A 24,309-nucleotide genomic window follows, 5' to 3' on the forward strand; every position below is an offset into this window, starting at 1 on the left:
GAGCCACCGCTATCGCGAGCAGGCTCGCTCCCACATTGGATCTACAGCAGACACAAAACCCATACACACCGCAAAACCTGTGGGAGCGGGCTTGCTCGCGAAGAGGCCAGCCCATCCAACATCTTCATCGACTGTGACATCGCCTTCGCGAGCAGGCTCGCTCCCACAATAGGCCTGCAGCAAACTCAAGACTCATGGGCACCTGGATCACCTGTGGGAGCGAGCCTGCTCGCGATGACGCCGGCACATCCAACATCACTGCAAACTGACACACCGCCTTCGCGAGCAAGCCCGCAGAAGAAATGCGGTTCCACCCAGAACCAGGTCGGCTATAAGGCCGCCTCGCTCGGCTTTTGATTTTGATCTGGGGCGCCCCGTTAACCACGCTGCCTTCGTGGCGTCTGAAAAAAGTGACCCGCCGTAAGAGCTGAACCCTAAGCCGCCGTTACCGCAGCAACGGATATACACCCCGCAACCCGAAACAAAATCCATAAAAAAACGGCGCTTTCCCTCCCAGGAACAAGCGCCGTTTTTCTGACCTGATTCCAGCTTAGTGCGATACGCGACTCGTGCCATCCACAGTGGAAATACGAACCCGCTCACCCACACGGAACACCTCGTTCTCCTGAACCTGCTGCACATAGGCACGCATACTGCCGTCATCTTCACGCACAGTGATTTCCACACCCTGGGTACGGGTCAGGCCTTCTTCAGTGGCGGAACCGATCAGGCCACCGGCCACCGCACCGATCACAGCAGCGACGATGCTGCCACGGCCACCACCGATGGCGCTGCCGCCCACACCACCGACCACGGCACCCGCCGCACCGCCGATCGGGGTCTTGGTGCCTTCGATCTTGACCGGACGCAGGGATTCGATGGTCCCCATGCGAATCGTCTGCACGCGACGCGCTTCGTCACGGGAGTAGGAGTCACCGGTCAGGCTCGACTGACAGCCAGTGAGCAACATCGCCATCGTGGAAAAGGAAGCAACCAGCAAAACAGACTTACGCATAGCATCAACTCCAAAAGACAGGGATTCATTAAACTCCCCAGCTTGACGCCTGTCACGGCCTTGCCGGGATAAAATTGTTTTCATTCAGGTGGGATACAGGCGCACCGGAAAAATTCACCAAACAGTAGCGCCAATTTACGAAACCTGCGTCATCAACCCAGGGATTTTTTCATGGACTATTTCATTATCGTCGTCACCACCGTGGCCGGCCTGTACTTCCACGGGTGGCTGTACGTGCGGATCAAACGCTGGATGGACCGCGACCTGGCACTGTCGTTGGCGGGGCAGGATGAGCAGAAAAAGACCTACATGCTGCAACAATTGACCCGCGCCCGAGAGCAAGGCATCAAGCGCAGGGACCTGCCGCAATGGTTGCAAACCGCTGCGGCAGATTATCCGCCTAAGGCGCCAGGCGCTCGCGAGTCCAGTTCGCCCCTTGCAGGCGGTAGTTGAGGCGATCATGCAGGCGGCTTGGGCGGCCCTGCCAGAACTCGATGCGCTCGGGCAGCAAGCGGTAACCGCCCCAATGCTCCGGGCAATGGGGTTGGCTGTCACTGAAACGTTGCTCGGTGGCCTTGAGCAAATCGTCCAACTCCGCGCGCCCTGAAATCACCCGGCTCTGGGGTGAAGCCCAGGCGCCGAGACGGCTGCCCAGCGGGCGAACCTGGTAATAGGCGTCCGACTCTTGCGCCGTGACCTTGACCACTTTGCCTTCGATGCGCACCTGGCGTTCCAGGGCCGGCCAGAAAAACGTCATGGCCGCGAATGGATTCGCGGCCAGTTGTTGGCCCTTGGCGCTGTCGTAGTTGGTGAAGAACGTAAAGCCCAGGGCATCCAGGCCCTTGAGCAGCAGGATCCGGCAATGCGGGCGCCCCTCTGCATCCACCGTCGCCAGGGTCATGGCGTTGGCCTCCACCGGGGCCTGTTCGGTTTTCACCGCGTCGGCGAACCATTGGTGGAACAATGCAAACGGCTCGGCCGGGGCTTGTGCCTCGGTCAAGCCGTCGCGGGTGTAGTCGCGGCGCATATCAGCCAGCGGTTGGGTCATGGCGCATTCCTTATGGTTAGCCCATCACTGCTTCGGAGTCTCGGCGGCCGCGACTTTCTTGGTATCGGTGGCGGCTTTGGCCGGTTGGGGTTTCTTCGCCGGGGTGGCGGGCTTGGCCGGGGCTTTTTTTGCAGGCGCCTTGGTCGCGGCTTTTTTGGCCGGCGCTTTCTTGGTCGAGGCTTTCTTGGTCGAAGCCACCGCTTTTTTAGCCGCAGGCGCAGGGGCCGGGGCAGCAGGCTTCACATCCTGGGCGGCAACCATGGTCACCGGGGCCGGCGCCGGCATGTTGTATTTGCTCAGCAGCGCAACCATGGTGTTGGCGGGCGTGACCAGCAGTTCCACACGACGGTTCAAGGCACGACCCTCGACGCTATCGTTGGCCGCACGTGGCGCCACTGCGCCCATGCCGCGCAGCATCAGGCGATCGCGTTGCAGGCCGCTGAGGCGGAAAATCGCCGCCACGGACTGGGCACGCTCCTGGCTGAGTTTGAGGTTGGCCGGGGCGGCGCCCGAGGTATCGGCATGGCCGAGAATCAGCACGGCGGTCTTCGGATCGGCCTCGAGGATCTTCGCCACGCGGGTGAACGGGCCGAGCGTCACAGGCAACAGCATGGCCGGGCGGTCCGGGTTGAACGAGCCGTCCACGGGCGCGGTGACCACCAGCACGTTGTCGCGGCGCTCGAGTTCGAGCTTGCTGTCCTTGATGGCGGTGCGCAGCTTCGGCTCGTAGTCGTCGAGCCAGGCCTGGGTAACTTTCGGATCGGGCATCGGCACCGCCTTGGCGGTTTCCTGATCCTTGCCGCCGAACGGCCACCACCACTTGCCATTGCTTTCGGCTTCGGCCTTGGCAACCGCTGTTGGCGCCTTGGCCTCAGGCTTGGCTTCAGCTTTTGCTTCGGCTTTTTTGGCGGCGTCTGCGGCGGTTTCCTCGGAAGAGAACGGCCACCACCAATGGCTGGCACCCTCGGCCTTGGCTTGCGGTGCGACGGCGGCTGGCTTCAGGGGCGCCACTGGCGCCGCTTCCTTGGCCGCTACCTTGTCGGAAGAACCGAACGGCCACCAGCCACTGCTGCCCTCGGCATCATTTTGTGGGGTTTGTGCGCAACCGGTGATAGCGAAGCACAGCGCCAGAGCGAGGGTTTTATTCGATGACATTGGATATCCACAAAATGATCTAGATGAAAAAACAAGGCCATGTTTTGGCCGCATAAACAGACGCTTGGAAACTGAAAAGGACACGAGGTTCCTGTGTCCATGGCCTTCAATGGCGTTTTATAGACAAGTGGCAAGCACCCGCGCAAGGTTCTGCGCGCGCGGGTCCATCAACACGTAAGGCCCAAGCGTGTTGGTCACGAAGCCGAACGCGACATCATGTTCGGGATCGGCAAACCCGATCGAGCCTCCTGCCCCCGGATGACCGAACGCCCGTGGGCCGAGGCCGTAGGTCGCATTCGGCACATCCGGCTGGTCAAGCATGCAGCCCAGGCCGAAACGGGTCTGGGTCAACAACGTCTTATCCTCGCCGAGGCTGTGCTGGCGAGTCAGTTCGTCGAGCATTTCACCTTCCAGCAGGCTGCCATCGAGCAGTCCCGCGTAGAACCCAGCCAGGCTACGGGCATTGCCGTGGCCGTTGGCCGCCGGTTGCTGCATGCGCCGCCATTCCGGTTTGTTGGTGCTGGTCATGATCGACGGCGGATTGATAAAAGCCCGGGTGGTCATGGCCGTGGGCTCGCGCATCGTCACCTGCAACAGGCGCTGGGCCGCCGCATCGCCGACGTTGCCTTTGCCACGGGCGATGTGGGCCACGCGATAAAATTCCTCGTCGGCCAGGCCCACGTGAAAATCCAGGCCCAACGGCTTGGCGACGCGGGCCACGATGGACTCCCCCGGGCCTCGCCCGTCGGCCCGGCGCAACAACTCGCCCGCCAGCCAGCCGTAAGTGATCGCGGCATAACCGTGACCCTCGCCCGGCGTCCACCAAGGCGTTTCGGCCGCCAGGGCGTCGACCATGGTTTGCCAGTCATACAGCGCTTCGGGCGGCAACAGCTCACGCAACGCCGGAAGTCCGGCCTGATGGCAGAGCAGTTGGCGCAGGGTAATGCCAGCTTTGCCCGCCGCCGCAAACTCAGGCCAATAGCGGGCCACCGGGGCGTCCAGTTGCAACTTGCCTTCGGCCACCAGTTGCAAGGCGGTGACGGCGGTGAACGTCTTGGTGCAGGAGAACAGGTTAGCGATGGTGTCGCTGTGCCAGGCTTCATGGCCATCCTTGTCGGCGGTACCGGCCCACAGGTCGATGACCGTGCGCCCCCCCACCTGGATGCACAACGCCGCGCCGCGCTCCTGGGGGTCATCGAACAATGCCGCGAACGCTTCACGCACCGCTTCGAACTGAAGCTCGTAATGACCTTGAATTTGCACCCGTAACTCCCTTGAAACAAACACTTTTAAGGTGGCTGGCATTGTTTCAGCCATTCAGGCTTTTGGGAACCGCCGCAAGACGGCTGACCGGACTGGTTCTGGCCTTTGTGGCGAGGGAGCTTGCTCCCGCTGGGGTGCGCAGCAGCCCTGTTCAGACCGCACGCCATAGGCCTGGCACACCGCTGTGCCAGGTTTGGGGCTGCTGCGCAGCCCAGCGGGAGCAAGCTCCCTCGCCACAAAAGCGTCCATTTGCCACAAAAGCGCCCTTGCCACAGCAACACGTATCAGGAAATCTCCCGCCGAAACGGTGGCAATGCATTGAGGATCGCCTTGCCATAGCGCTGGGTCACCAGCCTGCGGTCGAGCAAGGTGATGGTGCCGCGGTCTTCTTCGGTGCGCAGCAAGCGGCCACATGCCTGGACCAGCTTCAGCGAAGCGTCCGGCACGGAGATTTCCATGAACGGATTGCCTCCGCGGGCTTCAATCCACTCGGCCAGCGCCGCCTCTACCGGATCGTCGGGAACCGAGAAGGGGATCTTGGCGATCACCACGTGCTCGCAATAGGCACCGGGCAAGTCCACGCCTTCAGCGAAACTCGCCAGGCCGAACAACACGCTGGAATCACCACCGTCGACCCGTGCCTTGTGCTTGTTCAGGGTTTCCTGCTTCGACAGGTTGCCCTGGATGAACACCTGCTTGCGCCAATCACGGTCCAAGCCATCGAACACGTCCTGCATCTGCTTGCGCGAGGAAAACAGCACCAGCGTGCCCCGTGAGCCTTCCACCAGTTCCGGCAGGTCGCGGATGATCGCCGCCGTATGGCCGGCGGCGTCCCGGGGGTCGGCCTTGAGGTCCGGCACCCGCAGCACACCGGCGTCGGCGTGATGGAAGGGGCTTGGCACCACGGCGGTCACGGCCTTCTTCGGCAGGCCGGCGCGCATGCGGAAGCGGTCGAACGTGCCGAGGGCGGTCAGGGTGGCGGAGGTCACCAGCGCGCCGTAGGCCACGTTCCACAGGTTGCGCCGCAGCATTTCCGCCGCCAGGATCGGGCTGGCATTGACCTCGATGTCGAACAGCGAACCGCTTTCGGCCAGGGTCAGCCATCGCGCCATCGGCGGGTTGTCTTCCGGGTCTTCGGCGGTGAAGGCCGTCCACAGTTCCCAGTTGCCTTGGGAGCGGGACAGCAGGCTGCCGAACAGCGGATACCACTCCTCGGCCTGGTTGCTGGCGATACCAATGTTAACCTCGCCATCCATGCCCTCCTTGAGCAGGTCGGTCAGCCGCGTGAACAGATCCGTCAGGCGCGCGAAACCTTTCTTGAGCTCGATGCCCATGTCGCGCATGTGTTCAGGAATCACCCCGCCGACAAACCGGTGGCGTGGCCGCTCGCGCCCCTCGACGTCTTCGCCGGGCTTGAAATCGGCCACTTGCTCGCACGCGGTGAACATGAACTGCTGGTTCGTCTTGATTTCCCGCGCCAGCTCCGGCACTTGCTCGATGAACTTGCCCAGGTCGCCCGGCAACGGATGCTGGGCCAAGAGCTTGGTGAGGTTCTTGGCGGTGGTTTCCAGCCAATCGGCGGTGGAGCGCAGCCGGGTGTAATGGGCGAAATGGCCGATGGCCTTGTCCGGCAGGTGATGGCCTTCGTCGAACACGTAGATCGTGTCGCGCGGGTCCGGCAGCACCGCACCGCCGCCCAGGGCCAGGTCGGCCAGGACCATGTCGTGGTTGGTGACAATGACGTCGACCTTGCCCATGCCTTCCCGGGCCTTGTAGAAGGCGCACTGGCCGAAGTTAGGGCAATGGCGGTTGGTGCACTGGCTATGGTCGGTCGTCAGGCGAGACCAGTCGGCGTCTTCCAGGGCCGTGGACCAGCTGTCGCGGTCGCCGTCCCATTTATTGCCGGCCAGCTTTTCGATCATGCTGGTAAACAGCTTCTGGCTGGCTTCATCGACCTCGATCTTGAAGCCTTCTTCTTCGAACAACTGGGCCGTGGCGGTCTGGGCGTGGCCTTCCTGGAGCAACATGTCAAGCTTGGACAGGCACATGTAGCGCCCGCGGCCCTTGGCCAGGGCGAACGTGAAGTTCAGCCCGCTGTTGCGCATCAGGTCGGGCAGGTCCTTGTAGACAATCTGCTCCTGCAGGGCGACGGTGGCCGTGGCGATCACCAGGCGTTTGCCAGCGGCCTTGGCAGTCGGAATCGCTGCCAGGCTGTAGGCCACGGTCTTACCGGTACCGGTGCCGGCCTCCACCGCCACGATGGCAGGCTCGCCGCTGCGCCGGCCTTCGTCGTCGGTGTCGATGTCACCCAGGACTTTTGCCACTTCGGCAATCATCAGGCGCTGGCCATATCGCGGCTTGAGGCTCTTGGCTTCGAGAAAACGCGAATAGGCGCCCTGGATCGTGGTTTTGAGTTCGGTGCTGATCATGAATGGTCGGGCGCTAAAAACGCTGGATAAATTTTCAGTGGTTCGGATCGGCGGCTATCATACCCCGCTAATGAATCCTGCGCAGAACGGAGTAACCCAATGACACCCTTTGCCCTCGTCTACACCCTGCATTTACTGGCGGCCCTGATCTGGGTCGGCGGCATGTTCTTCGCCTGGATGATTCTGCGACCCGCCGCAATGACGGCGCTAGAGGGCCCTGCCCGGCTCAAGTTATGGGTAGAAGTGTTTCAGCGTTTTTTCGTCTGGGTCTGGGTGGCCGTGGTGCTTTTACCGATCAGCGGCGTCGGCCTGATCCATCTGCGCTTCGCCGGCTTCGAAACCGCGCCGCGTTATGTGCAGATCATGATGGGGCTGTACATAGTGATGACAGCACTGTTTATCCGCATCCAGGGCTTGCAACTGCCCGTTTTGCGTAACGCCGTAACGGCGCAGGACTGGCCGGCGGGTGCGGCGGTGCTCGGGAAAATCCGGCGGTTGGTGGGGATCAATTTGTTGATCGGGTTGCTGGTGGTGGCGCTTGGCGCGGCGCGGCCGATGTTCTGAAAAAAATCGTCGATATCACACTGAACTTGTGGGAGCGGGCTTGCTCGCGAAGGCGTTGGGTCAATCAACATTGATTAACCTGACACGCCCTCTTCGCGAGCAAGCCCGCTCCCACATGAGGTTCGCCATACGTTTAGAACCGCTGCACCGTCACCGCCCCCGCCGCTCCGGCAGGCCCGGGCTGGCCGTCGGCGCCAGGGCGACCGCTCTTGCCGCCATCCGCGGTATAAACCACGCAGCCCTTGGCCTTGCCGCCCGCCCCAGGCTTGCCGCCGTGTCCCGCCGGGCCACCGGCACCGCCATCCACCGTGACCTTGATCTGCTCGGCAGGATAGGCCCGGGGCAGTTCGAGGCGCACCTGCGCGCCGGCGGCGCCCGGCTGGCCATCGCTGCCATTGCTGCCATCGGCACCGCGACCGGCCGAGCCCCAGGTGCAACCCGGCGCCTGGCCATTGGCACCGTCGAGCCCCACGTAACCCGGTGCTCCGGTGCCGCCACGGGCATCCACCGACAACAACGGCCCATTCAACACCTTGAAACGCAGGTTGAGATCGCGCCCCGGCCGCGCGGCCTTGGTGTAGGTACCCGGTGCGCCCCGTGAAGTGATCTGGCTGCCTTCGGCCAATTCAGCCCGGGCCACTTTCATTTCCAATGCCTGCTGCGCCGGCACGATGGCGATCCGCGCTTCACGCCCCAGGTGCAATTGGTCGATGGACAGTTCAGCGACATTGGACGGCACCAGCAGCGTGCCGTAATCGGCCACCTCCAGACGTTCCAGGGTCAGTGTGCTGGTGGTGTTGGGCAGGCGCATCAACGAATGGCTTTCGACCTGGAGCACCTGGGCCGAAGCCCACGGGCATACAAGGGCGGCAAGCAGACACAATTTACGCATGGGAAGCCTCTGGCGCGGTCGGGAGGGTTTGCAGATGGAAGATGCCGAACAGCAGCACTCTGAGGCGGTCACGGCCAGGGGCGGCGCGGCCACGGAAACTGGCCCGGAACAACAGCAGTTCCAGCACGTGCAGCACCAGCAAAAAAGCACCGGCGAAATTGACCAGCAGATGCAGCGGATGGACGAACGGCACGACCAGGTTGACCAGCACCACCAGCCAGAACAGCAGGGTCAGCAAGCGCCCCAGCCCCCAAAACACCTTCATACGCCCCCCTGATGGAGAATTATTCTTTGCGCGCACAGTAACGGCTTGCGCGCCGGATAAGCCAGAGGGCCAGGCAAATTTAATCCAACCCGAGCCCCGGCCGACCGGATCGCCCTCCCGACGATCCGGCAGCTCTGGCTCGCTGCTCAGCGCTGGAGATGCAATTCGACCCGGCGATTCTGCGCGCGCCCTTCGTCGGTCTCATTGTCGGCCACCGGCTCGCTTTCGCCCTTGCCTTCGCTGGTGAGTTTGTCGGGGGCGAGTCCCTGGGTCAGCAAATACTCCACGACGCTACTGGCGCGACGTTCGGACAGCCCTTGGTTATAGGCATCGCTGCCGACGCTGTCGGTGTGGCCCACTACCCGAATGCTGGCGACATTGACATGGCTGAGCTTGCCCATCAGCCCATCGAGCTGGCTTCGAGCCTCTGCGGTGAGATCGGATTTGTCGAAATCGAACAGCACCTTGCCCGCGTCATTGAGGGTAATGACTTCGCTGGTCGGCGCTTGCGGTTCGACCGGTGGCGCGCTGGCGGGGTATTGCGGCACCGGGCAGCCATGATGCTCGACCGGTGTATTGGCTGGGGTATCGGGACAACGGTCGCGGCGGTCGAACACGCCATCATCGTCTTCATCGCCATCCTGGGCGTAGCAGATCAAGCCACCGCCCAGCAGCCCCAAGGCGGCGCCACCAGCGGCCCAACCGCTGCTTTCAATGGCCCCCAACCCGCCGCCGACGAGGCCGCCGATCAGGCTACAGATTGGCCAGGTGCGTTGATTGAGGGGTGCGCTGCCGTCGCTGTGAGTGGCGCAACCGGACAACAGACTGCTCGCCAGCAGCACCGGTAAGGCGGCCCTGATTAGAACGTTCATGTGAAGGCTCCTGTGTCACCGGCCCATACCGGTCACACAGGAGTAAAGACCCGCATCCGCAACTCTACAAGCCGCGGATGCCAAGGGTTTCAACGGTTTATCTTGATCTCCGTGCGGCGGTTCATCGCACGGCCGTCGGCGGTCTTGTTATCGGCCACCGGCTGGCTCTCACCGGCGCCGGACACCGAGACAAAACTGGACTGCGGCACGCCGTTTTCGACCAGGTATTTCACCACCGAATCGGCTCGCCGCTGCGACAGTTTCTGGTTGTACGCATCGCTGCCAACGCTGTCGGTGTGGCCGGTGACACTCAGTTGCGCGGTGGACGTTTCCTGCTTCAGGCGGGTGGCGACCGTGCTCAGTACATCCTTGTCGGCTGGGGTCAGCGTGGCTTTGTTGAATTCAAAGTGCACATCGCGGATCACGATGGTTTCTTCCTTGACCACGACCGCTTCTTCGACCACCGGCGCCGGTGCGGGCGGCGGGCAACCGTCGGCATCGACCTGCACGCCCTTCGGTGTGCCCGGGCATTTGTCACGGCTGTCCGGCACGCCATCGCCGTCTTCGTCGCCGTCGCCCTTGACCCAGCAATAAGCTGCCGCCATGCCGCCAACATACAACGCGCCGCCGCCAGCCCAGGAAGTGCTTTCTATGGCGCCCAATCCGGCGCCGATCGCTCCGCCGACGGCCGCACAGGTCGGCCAGTCGGTTTTCTGCAAACCTGCGCAACCAGTCAACACACTGGTTAGCAGAACCAGGGGTAACGCTGTCCGAACTATGCTCATCGGGTTTCTCCTTGAGGGATCGGCTTGGCGCCGATTCAGGGGAGTAAAGACCCGACTTCGAATCTACGCCAGCCTGAGCAATCGCGGGTTTTCGCCCCGGGTTTACGACGTTTGCGCACATTCCGGGACAAACCGCTCTAGGCCATGATGTCCGGGCAGGCTATCGTGGTGGTTCTGACTGAGGAACTTCGATGACCGTTGCCATTTCTTCGCGTACGCCCCAGCAAGCCCTGGCGGCCGTGCTTGACCGTTATGCCCCGCAAACCCTGCTGCTGATCGGTGCCAGCGCCTTCCCCGCACTCGAAGCCTTCCAGCAGGCCCACCCCGACACCGAAGTGGTCCACGCCGGCCCCGGCGCGCTGCCGGCGGACGTGGCGGCGCGCCGTTTTGACCTGGCCCTGGCACTCGATTGCCTGGAGCATTTGCCCAAGCGCGAGGGCCTGAACCTGCTGGGCGGCATCCGCAATCTCAACGCCAGCCGCATCGCCGTGCTGGCCGACCTCACTGCCTGCGGCTGGCAAGAGACGGACTTTTTCTCCCTGGCCCTGCAAGCCAGTGAGCGATTCCAGCGTGACGATCAGGTGCTGACCCTGTTCACCTACGATCTGCTTGAATACAAACAAGTCCCCGACTGGCTCAACTCACGTTTCTGGGCCAACCCGGAAAACTTCGGAAAATATTGGTGGTAACCGTGAACACAAGCTCCCAATCACCCATTTGCCCCTGCGGCAGTGGCAATTCACTGGACGCCTGCTGCGGCCACTATCACGACGGTCACCCGGCGCCCTGCGCCGAAGCCTTGATGCGTTCGCGCTATAGCGCCTATGTGCTGGGCCTGGTGGATTATCTGGTCGCCACCACCCTGCCCGCCCAGCAGCAAAGCCTCGATCGCCAGTCGATCAGCGAGTGGAGCGCCAACAGCACCTGGTTGGGGCTGGAGGTGGAAAGCAGCGAAGTGTTCGGCGGTAAACCGGAACACGCCTTCGTCACGTTCACGGCGCGCTGGCACGATGGCCAGGGCGAGCATAGCCACCGGGAACAGTCCTCGTTTGTGCAGAACGACGGGCGCTGGTACTTCATCGACCCGACCGTGCCGGTGAAGACGGGACGCAACGACGATTGTCCGTGCGGCAGCGGGTACAAATTCAAGAAATGCTGCGCCGGTTACTTCACCCGCTGATTTTTCGGAAACGTCCGACGCCCGTCCATCGGCCCATAGGGCTAGACTGGGGATAAACCAGAGGCACGGACATGACCCACCCATCCTTCTTGCTGCGCGTCACCTGCCTGTTGCTGTTCTTCGGGTTCGGCGGCTGTGCCTCCTGGCGAGGCGATGAAGCCCCTGAGCCCCAGGTCCACCTGGTCAAGGTCGAGGTGATCCGGGCCCGGCTGGTGGAACAGCGGTTCATGCTGCACTTTCGCGTCGACAACCCCGGCGACAGCGACCTGACCGTTCGTGGCCTGACCTACCGTGTCCACCTGGGCGAGCTGTTGCTGACCGAAGGTGAGCATGAACATTGGTTCACCGTGCGCCCCAGGCACAGCGCCTACTTCAAGGTGCCGGTGCGCACCAACCTGTGGCCGCAGGTGCGGGAAGTGGTGAAACTGCTGGAGAAACCCCGGGAACAGATCCCCTATCGTCTGGAAGGTGAGCTGGAAACCGGATTATTCATTGCCCACTACGTGCACCTTGAGCGCAATGGCGTGATAATCGCCGCCGATTTAATTGCGGAGTAACCCCGATGACCCAGCAACCCCACGTTCACGGCTCTGATTGCAACCACGATCACGACCATCACCACGATCATGACCACGGCCACGTCCACGGCCCGAACTGCGGCCACGCCCACCAGGAGCCAGTACGCAACGCCCTGAAGGATGTCGGTCGCAACGACCCTTGCCCGTGTGGCAATGGCAAGAAATTCAAGAAATGCCACGGGGCTTGAGGGGCTGGGCGGAGATAATCTTCGCCTGTTAAATCGCTATCGCGAGCAGGCTCGCTCCCACACTGGATTTACGGTGAGGCGATATCCAATGATCGCCGCAGAATCAATGTGGGAGCGGGCTTGCTCGCGAATGCGGTGGGTCAGTTGGCAGTGATTAACCTGACACGCCCTCTTCGCGAGCAAGCCCGCTCCCACAGGGGAATTGCGGGTGAAGCGATACCCAATGATTGCCGCAAAATCAATGTGGGAGCGAGCCTGCTCGCGATGAGGCCAGCACATTCACTGCATATGTATCAGCCTGCCTGTAGAATCCGCTCCACACCCACCACCGTCGCATACTCACCGTGCAAGTTGCCCAGGGACATGGCATGCACCTCGGCCGCCGAACGAGGATTGTCGAAGTAATCGGTCTTGTCGAAGGTAAAGCAGGCGTCCTCGACCACCCAAGTGTCGAACCCCAGGTTGCCGGCCGTGCGGGCCGTGGACTCCACCGAGTTGTGCGTCGCCACACCGACGATCACCAGTTGCCCGATACCGGCTTCGCGCAGGTCTTGCTCCAGGCCCGTGCCACTGAACGCATCCGGCACCTGTTTTTGCACCAGCCGTTCCCCGGCCATCGGCTCGAACCGCGGCTGGACCTCCACCCCCGACTGCCCCGGCCAGAACACCGAGTCCGGCGAGCGGGACAAGTGATGAACGTGAATCACCGGCCGCGCCGTGTGTCGCCAGAAGGCCAGCAGCTCCAGCATGCGCAGCTCGGCCTCGGGGTTGTTGCGAGGGCCGAGCCTGGGGTGAAGGATGCCTTTTTGTTGATCGATGAGGATCAGCGCCGCGTCGTGCTGTAGCTCCATGCCGGTTTTCTCTTGCTCGTTCATTGAATGTTCCACACTTGAGCATCCCCTTTTCCAACAGGCAAGCCTTCGAGCAAACGCGCTGACTTGTGGCGAGGGAGCTTGCTCCCGCTCGGTTGCGCAGCAATCGTAAAAACCTGCCAGCCGTATTTTCCTGGCACACCGTGTCGAATGGTTTTGGGGCCGCTGCGCAGCCCAGCGGGAGCAAGCTCCCTCGCGACAGGTTCACAGTCGTCCTTGAGTGAACAGCAGGGCTTTCATCGCTAAATCAACAAATAACCCTCGCCCCCGCTTGCGCGGCCCCCGCCTGCTCACTAACGTAGCGCCTTTATTGGTGCCACCCCCTCCCGCAGGAGCTTTGCCATGGCCTCGCCAGCCTCTATTTCCCTTATCCCCCGGCTCGGCGTTGCCGCCGCAGTGGCCAGTGTGCTCGGTTTGAGCGGATGCCAGACCTGGAATGCCCAGGACACTGTCCCGCCCACATCCGGCGTGCAGCCGCTCAAGGGGCTGGCGCAGAACGTCTCGGTCCGCCGCAATGCCACAGGCATGCCGCTGATCGAAAGCAACAGCTTCCATGACGCCCTGTTCACCCTCGGCTACGTCCACGCCAGCGACCGCATTGCCCAGATGGTCACCCTGCGCCTGCTGGCCCAGGGGCGGTTGGCAGAGATGTCCGGCGCCGAACGGCTGGACGTCGACCGCTACATGCGCGCCGTTAACCTGAAGAAAAACGCCGACGAGCTGTACAAGGCGTCTTCGCCACGGCTCAAGCGCTTCTTTGAAGTCTATGCCCGCGGCGTCAACGCCTACCTGTTCCGCTACCGCGACAAGCTGCCGGCGGACCTGGCCGCCACTGGCTACAAGCCCGAATACTGGAAGCCGGAAGATTCAGCGTTGATGTTCTGCCTGCTGAATCTCAGCCAGTCAGCCAACCTGCCGGAAGAAGTCGCCAGCCTGGTGCTGGCTCAGACCGTCAACAACGACAAGCTCGCCTGGCTGAGCCCATCCTATCCGGACGAGCAACTGCCCGTGGCCGAGGCTGATAAGCTCCAAGGCCTGCGCCTCAACGGCCAGATCCCAGGCCTGAACGAAATCAGCAAGGCCACCGGCCAGTTGGCCGGGCTGAATCTGTTGGGCGCTGCGTCTGCAAGCAACTGGGCCATCGCGCCGCAACGCAGCCGCAGCGGCAAGAGCTTGTTGGCCAGCGACAGCCATGGGCCGCTGGGCATGCCGGGACTGTGGAGTCCCGTACAGATCCGCGCTCCCAAGTACCAGGCGGCCGGGGTTTCCGTGGCGGGCATCCCAATGATCCTGGCCGGATTCAACGGCAAGGTGGCCTGGAGCATGACCAGCGTGCTGGGAGACAACCAGGACCTGTTCCTGGAAAAAATCCGACGCCAGGGCAACAGCCTGTCCTACGAGGTCAACGGCAAATGGCAGCCGGTGATCGTGCGCAACGAAACCTACTTCATCAAAGGCCAGCGACCAATGCGTGAAGCGGTGTTCGAGACCCGCCACGGCCCGTTGCTCAACAGTGCCCAGGGGCCGGCCATGGCCAACGGCTTTGGCCTGGCCTTGCAGACACCCAGCTTCAGCGATGACAAGACCCTGGATGCCTTCTTCGACCTGTCCCGGGCACAGAACGTCGAGAAAGCCTCCGATGCCAGCCGGGAGATCCGCGCCATGGCGGTGAACCTGGTCTTTGCCGACGCCAGCCATATCGGCTGGCAAGTCACCGGTCGCTACCCGAACCGCCGCGAAGGCGAAGGCCTGTTGCCATCGCCAGGTTGGGACGGTCGCTACGATTGGGACGGTTACGCCGACCCGATGCTGCACCCCTACGATCAAGACCCGGCCCAGGGCTGGCTCGGCACGGCCAACCAACGGGTCATTCCCCATGGTTATGGCATGCAATTGTCCAACTCCTGGGGCGCACCGGAGCGTGGCGAACGCATGGCCGAATTGGCCAGCGCGGGCAAGCACGACACCCGCAGCCTGACCGCCATGCAATACGACCAGAGCACGACGTTCGCGGCCAAGCTCAAGCGCGTCTTCGAAGCCCCGGGCATGACCCAGCCGCTCAAACAAGCGATCGACGCCCTGCCGGTGGCTGACCGGGCCAAGGCCCGCGAGGCCTATACCCGCTTGATGGCATTCGATGGCCGGCTCAGCCCGACCTCCGCCGACGCGGCGATCTATGGGCTGTTCCTGCAGGAAAGCATGAAGCAGATTTTCCTCGACGAGCTGGGCCCGGACAGCAGCGTGGCGTGGCAGGCGCTGGTCGCCAACGGCCAATTGTCCTACTCGGCCCAGGCCGATCATCTGCTGGGGCGCGAAGACAGCCCTTTCTGGGACGATGTGCGCACACCGCAGAAAGAAGACAAGGCCGTCATCCTCGCCCGCAGCCTGGCCGCCACCATCAGTGCCGGTGACAGCCAGTTGGGCGGTGACCACAAGGCTTGGCAGTGGGGCCAGTTGCATCGTTATACGTGGAAAAACAGCAACGGCCAGATCGTACGTGGCCCGCTGCCGGCCGGCGGAGACAGCACCACGCTCAACACGGCGGCGTTTGCCTGGGGGCAGGATTTCGCCACCACCCTGGCGCCTTCCATGCGCTTTATCGTCGACTTCGGCCAGCCTGAACCGTTGATGATCCAGGACGGCACCGGCCAGTCCGGCAACCCGGTCAGCCCACACTATGCCAATGGCATCGATCCATGGATCAAGGGGCAGTACCAGAATTTGCCGCTGCAATCGCAGAACTTCGATCGAGCCTACGGCAAGACGCGGTTGACCCTGGTGCCTGGCAAGTAACTGCAACCCCGGGCCTGGAGACAGGATTTGTGGCGAGGGAGCTTGCTCCCGCTGGGCTGCGAAGCAGCCCCCTGCATGTCTACAAGCAGACCGCATCAACCGGTTTACGACTGCTGCGCAGCCGAGCGGGAGCAAGCTCCCTCGCCACGGGTTCAGTGGATCCACCCCGAAAACCCGATAGAACTTCTCCCCTCGCCCTCGCCTCTACCTGACAAGCCCATCGCTCCGGTGACTGCATGGATCTTGTCATTGCCCGCCCCGAAGGCTTGTACTGCCCGCCCGGGGATTTCTACATCGACCCGTGGCGCGCGGTGGAACGCTCGGTCATCACCCACGCCCACGGCGACCATGCCCGCAGCGGCAACCAACACTACCTGGCGGCGGCACCCGGCGAAGGCATCCTGCGTTCCCGCCTGGGCCAGGACATCAACCTGCAAACCCTGCCCTACGGCGAACGCCTGCAACACCACGGCGTAACCTTGAGTTTTCACCCCGCCGGCCACGTCCTGGGCTCGGCCCAGGTGCGGCTGGAGTACCAAGGCGAGGTCTGGGTGGCGTCAGGGGACTACAAAGTCGAACCTGACGGCACCTGCGCGCCGTTCGAACCGGTGAAGTGCCATACCTTCATCACCGAATCGACCTTCGGCCTGCCGATCTATCGTTGGCAACCCCAGGCGCAGGTCTTCGAGGAGATCAACCAGTGGTGGCGCGCAAACATTGCCGCCGGCCGGGCCAGCGTGTTGTTCTGCTATTCCTTCGGCAAGGCCCAGCGGATTCTTCACGGCATCGATGAAAGCCTCGGACCGATCCTCGCCCACGGCGCGGTGGAACCGCTGAACCGGGTCTATCGCGAGGCAGGCGTTCACCTGCCACCGACGCTCTACGCTGGCGATTTTAAAAAGAACGATCCAATCATGGGCCAGGCGCTGGTCATCGCCCCGCCCTCTGCCGGCGGCAGCAGCTGGATGCGCCGCTTCGGCGACTACAGCGATGCCTTCGCCAGTGGCTGGATGCGCCTGCGCGGTACGCGTCGGCGACGCGGCGTGGACCGGGGTTTCGTGCTGTCCGATCACGCCGACTGGCCTGGCCTGCTCTGGGCCATTGAACAGACCGGCGCCGAGCGGGTGATGGTCACCCACGGGTCGGTCGCCGTGTTGGTGCGCCACCTCTGCGAGCAAGGCCTCGACGCCCAGGGGTTCACCACGGAGTACGGTGACGATGAAGAAGACCTCGCCACGGCGGCCGACAGCGGCGAGGCGGCGTCATGAAAGCCTTCGCCGAGCTGTACGCCGAACTGGACGCCACCACGTCCAGCAACGCCAAGCTTGCCGCCATGCAAGATTACTTCAGCAAGGCACCGCCGGAAGATGCCGCCTGGGCCGTGTATTTCCTCTCCGGCGGGCGTCCGCGGCAACTGGTGCCGGTAAAAATCCTCCGGGATTTGGCAGTCCAGGTCTGCGGGTTGTCGCTCTGGCTGTTCGAGGAAAGTTATCAGGCCGTGGGCGACCTGGCCGAAACCATTTCGTTAGTCTTGCCTGAATCGCCCCACAGTTCCGATGAAGGCCTGGCGCTGTGGGTCGAGGAGAAACTGCTGCCGTTGCGCGGTGAATCGCCTGAAGTCCTGGCTGAACGGCTTCCGGCGCTATGGGCGCAGCTCGACCGACCGAGCCTGATGCTCTGCATCAAACTCATCACCGGCAGTTTCCGCGTCGGCGTGTCCAAGCTCTTGGTGACCCGGGCCCTGGCGAGCATGGCCGGGCTGGATAGCAAACGGGTGGCCCAGCGACTGGTGGGCTACACCGATCTGTCCCATCGCCCCACGGCGGCCAGCTACCTCAGGCTGATCGCCGCCGAATCCGACGATGAGCATGCCCAGCGCGGCGGCCAGCCTTATCCGTTTTTCCTGGCCCATGGGTTGTCCGCGCCCGTGGCGCAATTCGACGCGTTGCTGGGGCCCGCCAGTGACTGGCAGGTGGAGTGGAAATGGGATGGAATCCGCGCCCAGGTGATCAAGCGCGAAGACCATTTGTGGGTCTGGTCCCGAGGCGAGGACTTGGTCACTGAACGTTTTCCGGAATTGCACTCATTGGCCCAGGCGCTGCCTGACGGCACGGTGATCGATGGTGAAATCGTGGTCTGGAAAGCCCCGCAGTCAGTCACCGAGGACGCCTTCGACCCCGACGCACCGCTGCAACCGGCGGTGCAGCCCTTCGCCCTGTTGCAGCAGCGCATCGGGCGCAAGACCCTGGGCAAGAAAATTCTCGACGACGCCCCCGTGGTGGTGATGGCCTACGACCTGCTGGAATGGCAAGGCGAGGACTGGCGCAGCCGCCCCCAAGCCGAGCGGCGCGAACAACTGGAGGCGCTGATCGCCCGTATCCACAGCCCGGTGTTGTTGCCCTCACCCATCGTCACCGGCCAGGACTGGCTCGACCTCGCCCGGCAGCGCGAAGCCTCTCGCAGCCTCGGTGTCGAAGGCATGATGCTCAAGGCCCGCAACGCGCTGTACGGCGTTGGCCGGACCAAGGACATGGGCGTGTGGTGGAAATGGAAAATCGACCCGTTCAGCGTCGACGCGGTGCTGATCTACGCCCAGCGCGGCCACGGTCGGCGCGCCAGCCTGTACAGCGACTACACCTTCGCCGTGTGGGACAACCCGCCGGGCAGTCGCGAACGCACCCTCGTGCCGTTCGCCAAGGCCTATTCAGGCCTGACCGATGCCGAGATGCGCCAGGTCGACAGCATCGTGCGCAAGACCACCGTGGAAAAGTTCGGCCCGGTGAGCAGCGTCACGCCCACCCTGGTGTTCGAACTGGGCTTCGAGGGGATCGCCCTGTCCAAGCGCCACAAGAGCGGGATCGCCGTGCGCTTTCCGCGGATGCTGCGCTGGCGCCAGGACAAGAGCGTCGACGAAGCCGACACATTGGCAACGCTTCAGGACCTGCTGAAATAACACCGCTCCCTCTGTGGCGAGGGAGCTTGCTCCCGCTGGGCCGGGCTGGCGCTCCAGCGCGAAGCGGCCCTCTGGTTCTGTATGTCACACCGCGTGGGGAGGCTGCGCCTCCAGCGGGAGCAAGCTCCCTCGCCACAAAGACCGCAATCGAGACGACGCACGCTCCATCCCGGTGCGTTTTTTGATGTACGCTCAGCCTCGCGCACCATCGCGTTCCGTCTTCCGCCACCCGTGCTTTTAAAACACCTGTTCGGCACTATGGTGCGGAAATTGCTACCTTTATGCCGTCATACCGTTCAGACCTTCACCGGTAACAATCTTACGCGCCACAAGCGCTCAAATTGGTTTTAGGGACTCAATAATGAAAAAAGCACTGCTGACCCTTTCTGCACTGGCGTTGTGCATGGCCGCTGGCGTTGCCACGGCCAAGGAATACAAGGAACTGCGTTTTGGTGTCGACCCTTCCTACGCTCCGTTCGAGTCCAAGGCCGCCGACGGCAGCCTGGTGGGTTTCGACATCGACCTGGGCAATGCGATCTGCGAAGAACTGAAGGTCAAATGCAAATGGGTTGAAAGCGATTTCGACGGCATGATCCCGGGCCTGAAGGCCAATAAATTCGACGGCGTGATCTCCTCCATGACCGTGACCCCGGCCCGTGAAAAAGCCATCGACTTCTCCAGCGAGCTGTTCTCCGGCCCAACGGCCTATGTCTTCAAGAAGGGCTCGGGCCTGAGCGAAGACGTTGCCTCGCTCAAAGGCAAGACCGTCGGCTACGAGCAAGGTACCATCCAGGAAGCCTACGCCAAGGCCGTGCTGGACAAGGCCGGCGTCAAGACCCAGGCCTATCAGAACCAGGACCAGGTCTACTCCGACCTGACCTCGGGCCGCCTCGACGCCGCGATCCAGGACATGCTCCAAGCTGAGCTGGGGTTCCTGAAGTCGCCAAAAGGTGAAGGCTACGAAGTCAGCAAGCCAGTGGACAGCGAACTGCTGCCATCCAAGACCGCCATCGGTATCAAGAAAGGTAACAAAGAGCTGAAGGCCCTTTTGGATAAAGGTATCAAAGCGTTACACGACGACGGCAAATACGCCGAGATCCAGAAAAAACACTTTGGCGATCTGAATCTGTACAGCGGCAAATAATGCGCGGCGCCCACCCGATCTCGGGTGGGCGTCTTTTTTCTGCCAAAGGCAACGTCCATGTTCGAACAATTCCTACAAAGTCTGGGGCTCTCGGCCTTCAGCCTGCAGGGCTTTGGCCCGCTGCTAATGCAAGGCACCTGGATGACCATCAAGCTGTCGGCCCTGTCCTTGTTGCTGAGCGTCCTGCTCGGCCTGCTGGGCGCCAGCGCCAAGCTGTCCCGCGTCAAACTGCTGCGAATCCCCGCCCAGCTCTACACCACGCTGATCCGCGGCGTGCCGGACCTGGTGCTGATGCTGCTGATCTTCTACAGCCTGCAAACCTGGCTGACCTCGTTTACCGACTTCATGGAATGGGAATACATCGAGATCAACCCATTCGGCGCCGGGGTGATTACCCTCGGCTTCATCTATGGCGCGTACTTCACCGAAACCTTTCGCGGCGCGATCCTCGCGGTCCCCCGCGGCCAGGTCGAAGCCGCCACGGCTTATGGCCTCAAGCGTGGCCAGCGCTTTCGCTACGTCGTCTTTCCACAAATGATGCGCTTTGCCTTGCCGGGCATCGGCAACAACTGGATGGTGATGCTCAAGGCCACCGCGCTGGTGTCGATCATCGGCCTGGCCGACCTGGTCAAGGCGGCCCAGGACGCGGGCAAGAGCACCTACCAGCTGTTTTACTTCCTGGTGCTGGCGGCATTGATCTACCTGCTGATCACCAGCGCGTCCAACTTCATCCTGCGCTGGCTTGAACGCCGCTACGCCGCCGGCGCCCGGGAGGCGGTGCGATGATCGAACTCCTGCAAGAATACTGGCGGCCGTTTCTCTACAGCGACGGCGTCAACATCACCGGCCTGGCGATGACCCTGTGGCTGCTCAGCGCCTCGCTGCTGATCGGCTTCGTGGTGTCGATCCCGCTGTCCATCGCCCGGGTTTCCCCCAAGTTCTACGTCCGCTGGCCCGTGCAGTTCTACACCTACCTGTTCCGGGGCACGCCGCTCTATATCCAACTGCTGATCTGCTACACCGGCATCTACAGCATCGAGGCGGTGCGCGCCCAGCCCATGCTCGACAGCTTCTTTCGCGATGCGATGAACTGCACGATCCTGGCCTTCGCCTTGAACACCTGCGCCTACACCACGGAAATTTTCGCCGGGGCGATTCGCAGCATGAACCATGGCGAAGTGGAAGCGGCCAAGGCCTACGGCCTGACCGGTTGGAAACTGTATGCCTACGTGATCATGCCGTCGGCCCTGCGCCGCTCGCTGCCGTACTACAGCAACGAAGTCATCTTGATGCTGCACTCGACGACCGTGGCATTCACCGCTACCGTTCCAGACGTGCTGAAAGTCGCCCGGGATGCCAACTCGGCGACGTTCCTGACGTTCCAGTCGTTCGGGATCGCCGCGTTGATCTACCTGACCGTCACCTTTGCGCTGGTAGGCCTCTTCCGCCTCGCCGAACGCCGATGGCTGGCCTTCCTCGGGCCGACCCACTAAGGCTTTTGTTCCAGGACACACACGCACATGCGCCATCAGATCCATGACCTGCTGGCCCCGGTACCGGGGACAGCGCGCAAGATCCACAGCTTCCACTTCGGCCCGGAAAATGCCGTCGGCAAAATCTACATCCAGGCGTCCCTGCACGCCGATGAACTGCCGGGCATGCTGGTCGCCTGGCACCTCAAGCAACGCCTGGCCGAGCTCGAGGCGTCGGGCCACCTGCGGCACGAGATCGTGCTGGTGCCCGTCGCCAACCCCATCGGCCTTGAACAAGTGCTGATGGACGTGCCCCTGGGCCGCTACGAAACCGAGAGCGGGCAGAACTTCAACCGCCGCTTCGTCGACCTGAGCGAGGAGATCGGCAACGAGATCCAGGACCTGCTCACCGACGATCCGCAGCACAACCTGATGCTGATCCGCACCAGCCTGCGCGATGCCCTCGCCCGGCAAACCCCTGGCACGCAATTGCAGTCCCTGCGCCTGGCCCTGCAGCGACTGGCTTGCGACGCCGACATGGTGCTGGACCTGCATTGCGACTTCGAAGCCGTGGCCCACCTCTACACCACGCCCGAAGCCTGGCCCCAGGTCGAGCCGCTGGCCCGCTACATCGGTGCCGAAGCCAGCCTGCTGGCAACCGATTCGGGTGGCCAGTCGTTCGATGAGTGCTTCACCCTGCTCTGGTGGCAGCTCAAGGAACGCTTCGGCGACCGCTTCGAGATTCCCTTGGGCAGCTTTTCGGTCACCGTGGAGTTGCGCGGCCAGGGCGACGTCAACCACGGCTTGGCGAGCCTCGACTGCCAGGCCTTGATCGAGTACTTGATCCGCTTCGGCGCCATCGACGGCGAACCGATGCCCATGCCCGAGTTGCCCTACCCGGCCACGCCGCTGGCTGCGGTCGAGCCGGTGACGACGCCCGTGGGCGGGTTGCTGGTCTACAGCGCCTTGCCCGGCGAATACCTGGAGGCGGGGCAACTGATCGCGGAAATCATCGACCCGGTCAACGATACCGTCACCCCCGTTCATTGCCGTAACGCCGGGCTGCTGTACGCCCGTTCGCTGCGCCGCATGGCCACGGCCGGCATGGTGATAGCCCATGTCGCCGGCACCGAGGCCTACCGCAGCGGCTACCTACTTTCGCCTTGAGGATGCATGCTCCATGTACAAACTGACCATCGAAGGCCTGCATAAAAGCTATGGCGAACATGAAGTGCTCAAGGGCGTTTCGCTCAAGGCCAAGACCGGCGACGTCATCAGTCTCATCGGTGCCAGCGGCTCGGGCAAGAGTACCTTCCTGCGCTGCATCAACTTCCTGGAACAACCCAACGATGGCGCCATGACCCTGGACGGTCAGTCAATCCAGATGATCAAGGACCGCCACGGCATGCACGTGGCCGACGCCGACGAACTGCAACGTATCCGCACGCGCCTGGCCATGGTGTTCCAGCACTTCAATCTGTGGAGCCACATGACCGTGCTGGAAAACATCACCATGGCGCCGCGCCGGGTGCTGGGGGTGAGCAAGCAGGAAGCCGACGACCGTGCCCGACGTTACCTCGACAAGGTCGGCCTGCCGGCGCGGGTCGCCGAGCAGTACCCGGCGTTCCTCTCCGGCGGCCAGCAACAGCGGGTGGCCATTGCCCGTGCGCTGGCAATGGAGCCGGAGGTGATGCTGTTCGACGAACCCACCTCGGCACTGGATCCGGAGTTGGTGGGCGAAGTGCTGAAAGTGATCCAGGGCCTGGCTGAAGAAGGCCGGACCATGATCATGGTGACCCACGAAATGAGCTTCGCCCGCAAGGTCTCGAATCAGGTGCTGTTCCTGCACCAGGGCCTGGTGGAAGAGGAAGGCGCGCCGGAAGACGTGCTGGGCAATCCCACCAGCGAACGGCTCAAGCAGTTTCTCAGTGGCAACCTGAAATAGACCTCGGCCTCCCCTTAAAAGGAGGCGCCAATGCCTGTCAGTTAGGAACAAACGGCATAAAACCTGTGGGAGCAAAGCTTGCTGCTTAACTGACTGGCATTCGCCGCCAGGCGCTGCTTTTGTGGCGAGGGAGCTTGCTCCCGCTGGGCTGCGAAGCGGCCCCCTGCATCTGGAAGACGCACTGCAGGAGGGAGGCTGCGCCTCCAGCGGGAGCAAGCTCCCTCGCCACAGAAGCGCGCTCGCCACGATGTCCTGCATAAAACCCTTCATCTCCCGAGCAAGCTTTGCTCCCACAGGTTTGCTGCTTAACTGACTGGCATTCGCCGCCAGGCGCTGCCTTTGTGGCGAGGGAGCTTGCTCCCGCTGGGCTGCGAAGCGGCCCCCTGCATCTGGAAGACGCACTGCAGGAGGGAGGCTGCGCCTCCAGCGGGAGCAAGCTCCCTCGCCACAGAAGCGCGCTCGCCACGATGTCCTGCATAAAACCTTTCATCTCCCGAGCAAGCTTTGCTCCCACAGGTTTGCTGCTTAACTGACTGGCATTCGCCGCCAGGCGCTGCTTTTGTGGCGAGGGAGCTTGCTCCCGCTGGGCTGCGAAGCGGCCCCCTGCATCTGGAAGACGCACTGCAGGAGGGAGGCTGCGCCTCCAGCGGGAGCAAGCTCCTTCGCCACAGAAGCGCGCTCGCCACGATGTCCTGCATAAAACCTTTCATCTCCCGAGCAAGCTTTGCTCCCACAGGTTTGCTGCTTAACTGACTGGCATTCGCCGCCAAGCGCTGCTTTTGTGGCGAGGGAGCTTGCTCCCGCTGGGCTGCGAAGCGGCCCCCTGCATCTGGAAGACGCACTGCAGGAGGGAGGCTGCGCCTCCAGCGGGAGCAAGCTCCCTCGCCACAGAAGCG

Annotated in this window: 24 protein-coding genes; 14 read left to right on the top strand and 10 right to left on the bottom strand. The window is 62.8% G+C overall.

Features of this window, described 5'->3' with window-relative positions; all coding sequences use genetic code 11:
* Window positions 1-550 precede the first annotated feature (550 nt).
* Window positions 551-1,015, bottom strand: coding sequence for a glycine zipper 2TM domain-containing protein (locus tag J3P88_RS23985; RefSeq protein WP_003184697.1), 465 nt, complete (start codon window positions 1,013-1,015; stop codon window positions 551-553).
* Window positions 1,016-1,186: 171 nt separating this feature from the next.
* On the opposite strand from J3P88_RS23985, the gene J3P88_RS23990 reads away from it, so the two are divergent.
* Window positions 1,187-1,468, top strand: a complete 282-nt coding sequence (locus J3P88_RS23990) for a hypothetical protein (RefSeq protein WP_434571982.1) — start codon at window positions 1,187-1,189, stop codon at window positions 1,466-1,468.
* On the opposite strand, the gene pdxH is transcribed toward J3P88_RS23990, so the two are convergent.
* From pdxH to dinG, 4 genes are all read right to left on the bottom strand, one after another.
* The gene (gene pdxH / locus J3P88_RS23995; RefSeq protein ID WP_003198446.1) at window positions 1,416-2,063 is read right to left on the bottom strand and encodes a pyridoxamine 5'-phosphate oxidase; all 648 of its coding nucleotides are present in this window, start codon (window positions 2,061-2,063) and stop codon (window positions 1,416-1,418) included. The two genes, J3P88_RS23990 and pdxH, sit on opposite strands and share 53 nt — an antisense overlap.
* A 24-nt stretch (window positions 2,064-2,087) precedes the next feature.
* The gene (locus tag J3P88_RS24000) at window positions 2,088-3,218 is read right to left on the bottom strand and encodes an OmpA family protein (RefSeq protein WP_434571985.1); all 1,131 of its coding nucleotides are present in this window, start codon (window positions 3,216-3,218) and stop codon (window positions 2,088-2,090) included.
* Between the two features lie 117 nt (window positions 3,219-3,335).
* Entirely contained in the window at window positions 3,336-4,481 is a 1,146-nt protein-coding gene (locus J3P88_RS24005) for a serine hydrolase domain-containing protein (RefSeq protein ID WP_434571987.1), read from the bottom strand.
* A 284-nt stretch (window positions 4,482-4,765) separates the two neighbouring features.
* Complete coding sequence (gene dinG / locus J3P88_RS24010; protein ID WP_434571989.1) at window positions 4,766-6,910, bottom strand: ATP-dependent DNA helicase DinG; 2,145 nt, start codon at window positions 6,908-6,910, stop codon at window positions 4,766-4,768.
* Window positions 6,911-7,009: 99 nt separating this feature from the next.
* Here dinG and J3P88_RS24015 point away from each other — a divergent pair, with 99 nt between their 5' ends.
* Window positions 7,010-7,474: a CopD family protein gene (locus J3P88_RS24015; protein ID WP_186708432.1), complete on the top strand. Its 465-nt coding sequence runs from the start codon at window positions 7,010-7,012 to the stop codon at window positions 7,472-7,474.
* A gap of 133 nt (window positions 7,475-7,607) precedes the next feature.
* Here J3P88_RS24015 and J3P88_RS24020 read toward each other — a convergent pair whose 3' ends face one another.
* The 4 genes from J3P88_RS24020 to J3P88_RS24035 all read right to left on the bottom strand — a co-directional run bounded on the left by J3P88_RS24020 (window position 7,608) and on the right by J3P88_RS24035 (window position 10,288).
* Entirely contained in the window at window positions 7,608-8,366 is a 759-nt protein-coding gene (locus J3P88_RS24020) for a collagen-like protein (RefSeq protein WP_186708431.1), read from the bottom strand.
* A complete protein-coding gene (locus tag J3P88_RS24025; protein ID WP_186708429.1) occupies window positions 8,359-8,631 on the bottom strand; it encodes a DUF1145 domain-containing protein in 273 nt (90 codons plus the stop codon). The genes J3P88_RS24020 and J3P88_RS24025 overlap by 8 nt, the downstream gene beginning before the upstream one ends.
* Window positions 8,632-8,777: 146 nt before the next feature.
* Window positions 8,778-9,503, bottom strand: coding sequence for an OmpA family protein (locus tag J3P88_RS24030; protein WP_186708427.1), 726 nt, complete (start codon window positions 9,501-9,503; stop codon window positions 8,778-8,780).
* Window positions 9,504-9,592: 89 nt separating this feature from the next.
* Window positions 9,593-10,288, bottom strand: coding sequence for an OmpA family protein (locus J3P88_RS24035; RefSeq protein WP_186708425.1), 696 nt, complete (start codon window positions 10,286-10,288; stop codon window positions 9,593-9,595).
* Window positions 10,289-10,479: 191 nt separating this feature from the next.
* Between J3P88_RS24035 and J3P88_RS24040 the strand changes: the two genes are divergently transcribed.
* The 4 genes from J3P88_RS24040 (at window position 10,480) to J3P88_RS24055 (ending at window position 12,234) form a co-directional block, all read left to right on the top strand.
* Window positions 10,480-10,977 carry a DUF6231 family protein gene (locus J3P88_RS24040; RefSeq protein ID WP_434571993.1) on the top strand — a complete coding sequence of 166 codons (498 nt, stop codon included), beginning with the start codon at window positions 10,480-10,482 and terminating at the stop codon, window positions 10,975-10,977.
* 2 nt (window positions 10,978-10,979) lie between these two features.
* Entirely contained in the window at window positions 10,980-11,468 is a 489-nt protein-coding gene (locus tag J3P88_RS24045; RefSeq protein ID WP_434571995.1) for a YchJ family protein, read from the top strand.
* 71 nt (window positions 11,469-11,539) lie between these two features.
* Window positions 11,540-12,025 carry an LEA type 2 family protein gene (locus J3P88_RS24050; protein ID WP_207965980.1) on the top strand — a complete coding sequence of 162 codons (486 nt, stop codon included), beginning with the start codon at window positions 11,540-11,542 and terminating at the stop codon, window positions 12,023-12,025.
* Window positions 12,026-12,030: 5 nt separating this feature from the next.
* Window positions 12,031-12,234 carry an SEC-C metal-binding domain-containing protein gene (locus tag J3P88_RS24055; protein WP_434571997.1) on the top strand — a complete coding sequence of 68 codons (204 nt, stop codon included), beginning with the start codon at window positions 12,031-12,033 and terminating at the stop codon, window positions 12,232-12,234.
* Between the two features lie 293 nt (window positions 12,235-12,527).
* Here the strand turns inward: J3P88_RS24055 and J3P88_RS24060 are convergent, their stop codons facing one another.
* On the bottom strand, window positions 12,528-13,085 hold the full coding sequence (locus tag J3P88_RS24060; RefSeq protein ID WP_434576608.1) for a cysteine hydrolase family protein: 558 nt from the start codon (window positions 13,083-13,085) through the stop codon (window positions 12,528-12,530).
* Window positions 13,086-13,448: 363 nt separating this feature from the next.
* Between J3P88_RS24060 and J3P88_RS24065 the strand changes: the two genes are divergently transcribed.
* The 8 genes from J3P88_RS24065 to J3P88_RS24100 all read left to right on the top strand — a co-directional run bounded on the left by J3P88_RS24065 (window position 13,449) and on the right by J3P88_RS24100 (window position 23,413).
* Window positions 13,449-15,899 carry a penicillin acylase family protein gene (locus J3P88_RS24065; protein WP_434571999.1) on the top strand — a complete coding sequence of 817 codons (2,451 nt, stop codon included), beginning with the start codon at window positions 13,449-13,451 and terminating at the stop codon, window positions 15,897-15,899.
* 236 nt (window positions 15,900-16,135) lie between these two features.
* A complete protein-coding gene (locus J3P88_RS24070; protein ID WP_434572001.1) occupies window positions 16,136-17,167 on the top strand; it encodes a ligase-associated DNA damage response exonuclease in 1,032 nt (343 codons plus the stop codon).
* Complete coding sequence (locus tag J3P88_RS24075; protein WP_434572003.1) at window positions 17,164-18,852, top strand: ATP-dependent DNA ligase; 1,689 nt, start codon at window positions 17,164-17,166, stop codon at window positions 18,850-18,852. Before J3P88_RS24070 ends, J3P88_RS24075 begins: the two co-directional genes overlap by 4 nt.
* A 361-nt stretch (window positions 18,853-19,213) precedes the next feature.
* Window positions 19,214-19,996, top strand: a complete 783-nt coding sequence (locus J3P88_RS24080) for a transporter substrate-binding domain-containing protein (RefSeq protein WP_434572005.1) — start codon at window positions 19,214-19,216, stop codon at window positions 19,994-19,996.
* Window positions 19,997-20,053: 57 nt separating this feature from the next.
* Window positions 20,054-20,782, top strand: coding sequence for an ABC transporter permease (locus J3P88_RS24085; RefSeq protein ID WP_053118993.1), 729 nt, complete (start codon window positions 20,054-20,056; stop codon window positions 20,780-20,782).
* Window positions 20,779-21,489 carry an ABC transporter permease gene (locus tag J3P88_RS24090; protein ID WP_053118991.1) on the top strand — a complete coding sequence of 237 codons (711 nt, stop codon included), beginning with the start codon at window positions 20,779-20,781 and terminating at the stop codon, window positions 21,487-21,489. Before J3P88_RS24085 ends, J3P88_RS24090 begins: the two co-directional genes overlap by 4 nt.
* 27 nt (window positions 21,490-21,516) lie before the next feature.
* Window positions 21,517-22,635, top strand: a complete 1,119-nt coding sequence (locus J3P88_RS24095; protein WP_434572008.1) for a succinylglutamate desuccinylase/aspartoacylase family protein — start codon at window positions 21,517-21,519, stop codon at window positions 22,633-22,635.
* A gap of 13 nt (window positions 22,636-22,648) precedes the next feature.
* Window positions 22,649-23,413: an ABC transporter ATP-binding protein gene (locus J3P88_RS24100; protein WP_186708405.1), complete on the top strand. Its 765-nt coding sequence runs from the start codon at window positions 22,649-22,651 to the stop codon at window positions 23,411-23,413.
* Window positions 23,414-24,309: the final 896 nt, after the last annotated feature.

It is taken from the genome of Pseudomonas sp. Z3-6 (assembly GCF_051131985.1).
In the GTDB taxonomy this organism is placed as follows: Bacteria; Pseudomonadota; Gammaproteobacteria; order Pseudomonadales; family Pseudomonadaceae; genus Aquipseudomonas; species Aquipseudomonas zanjanensis.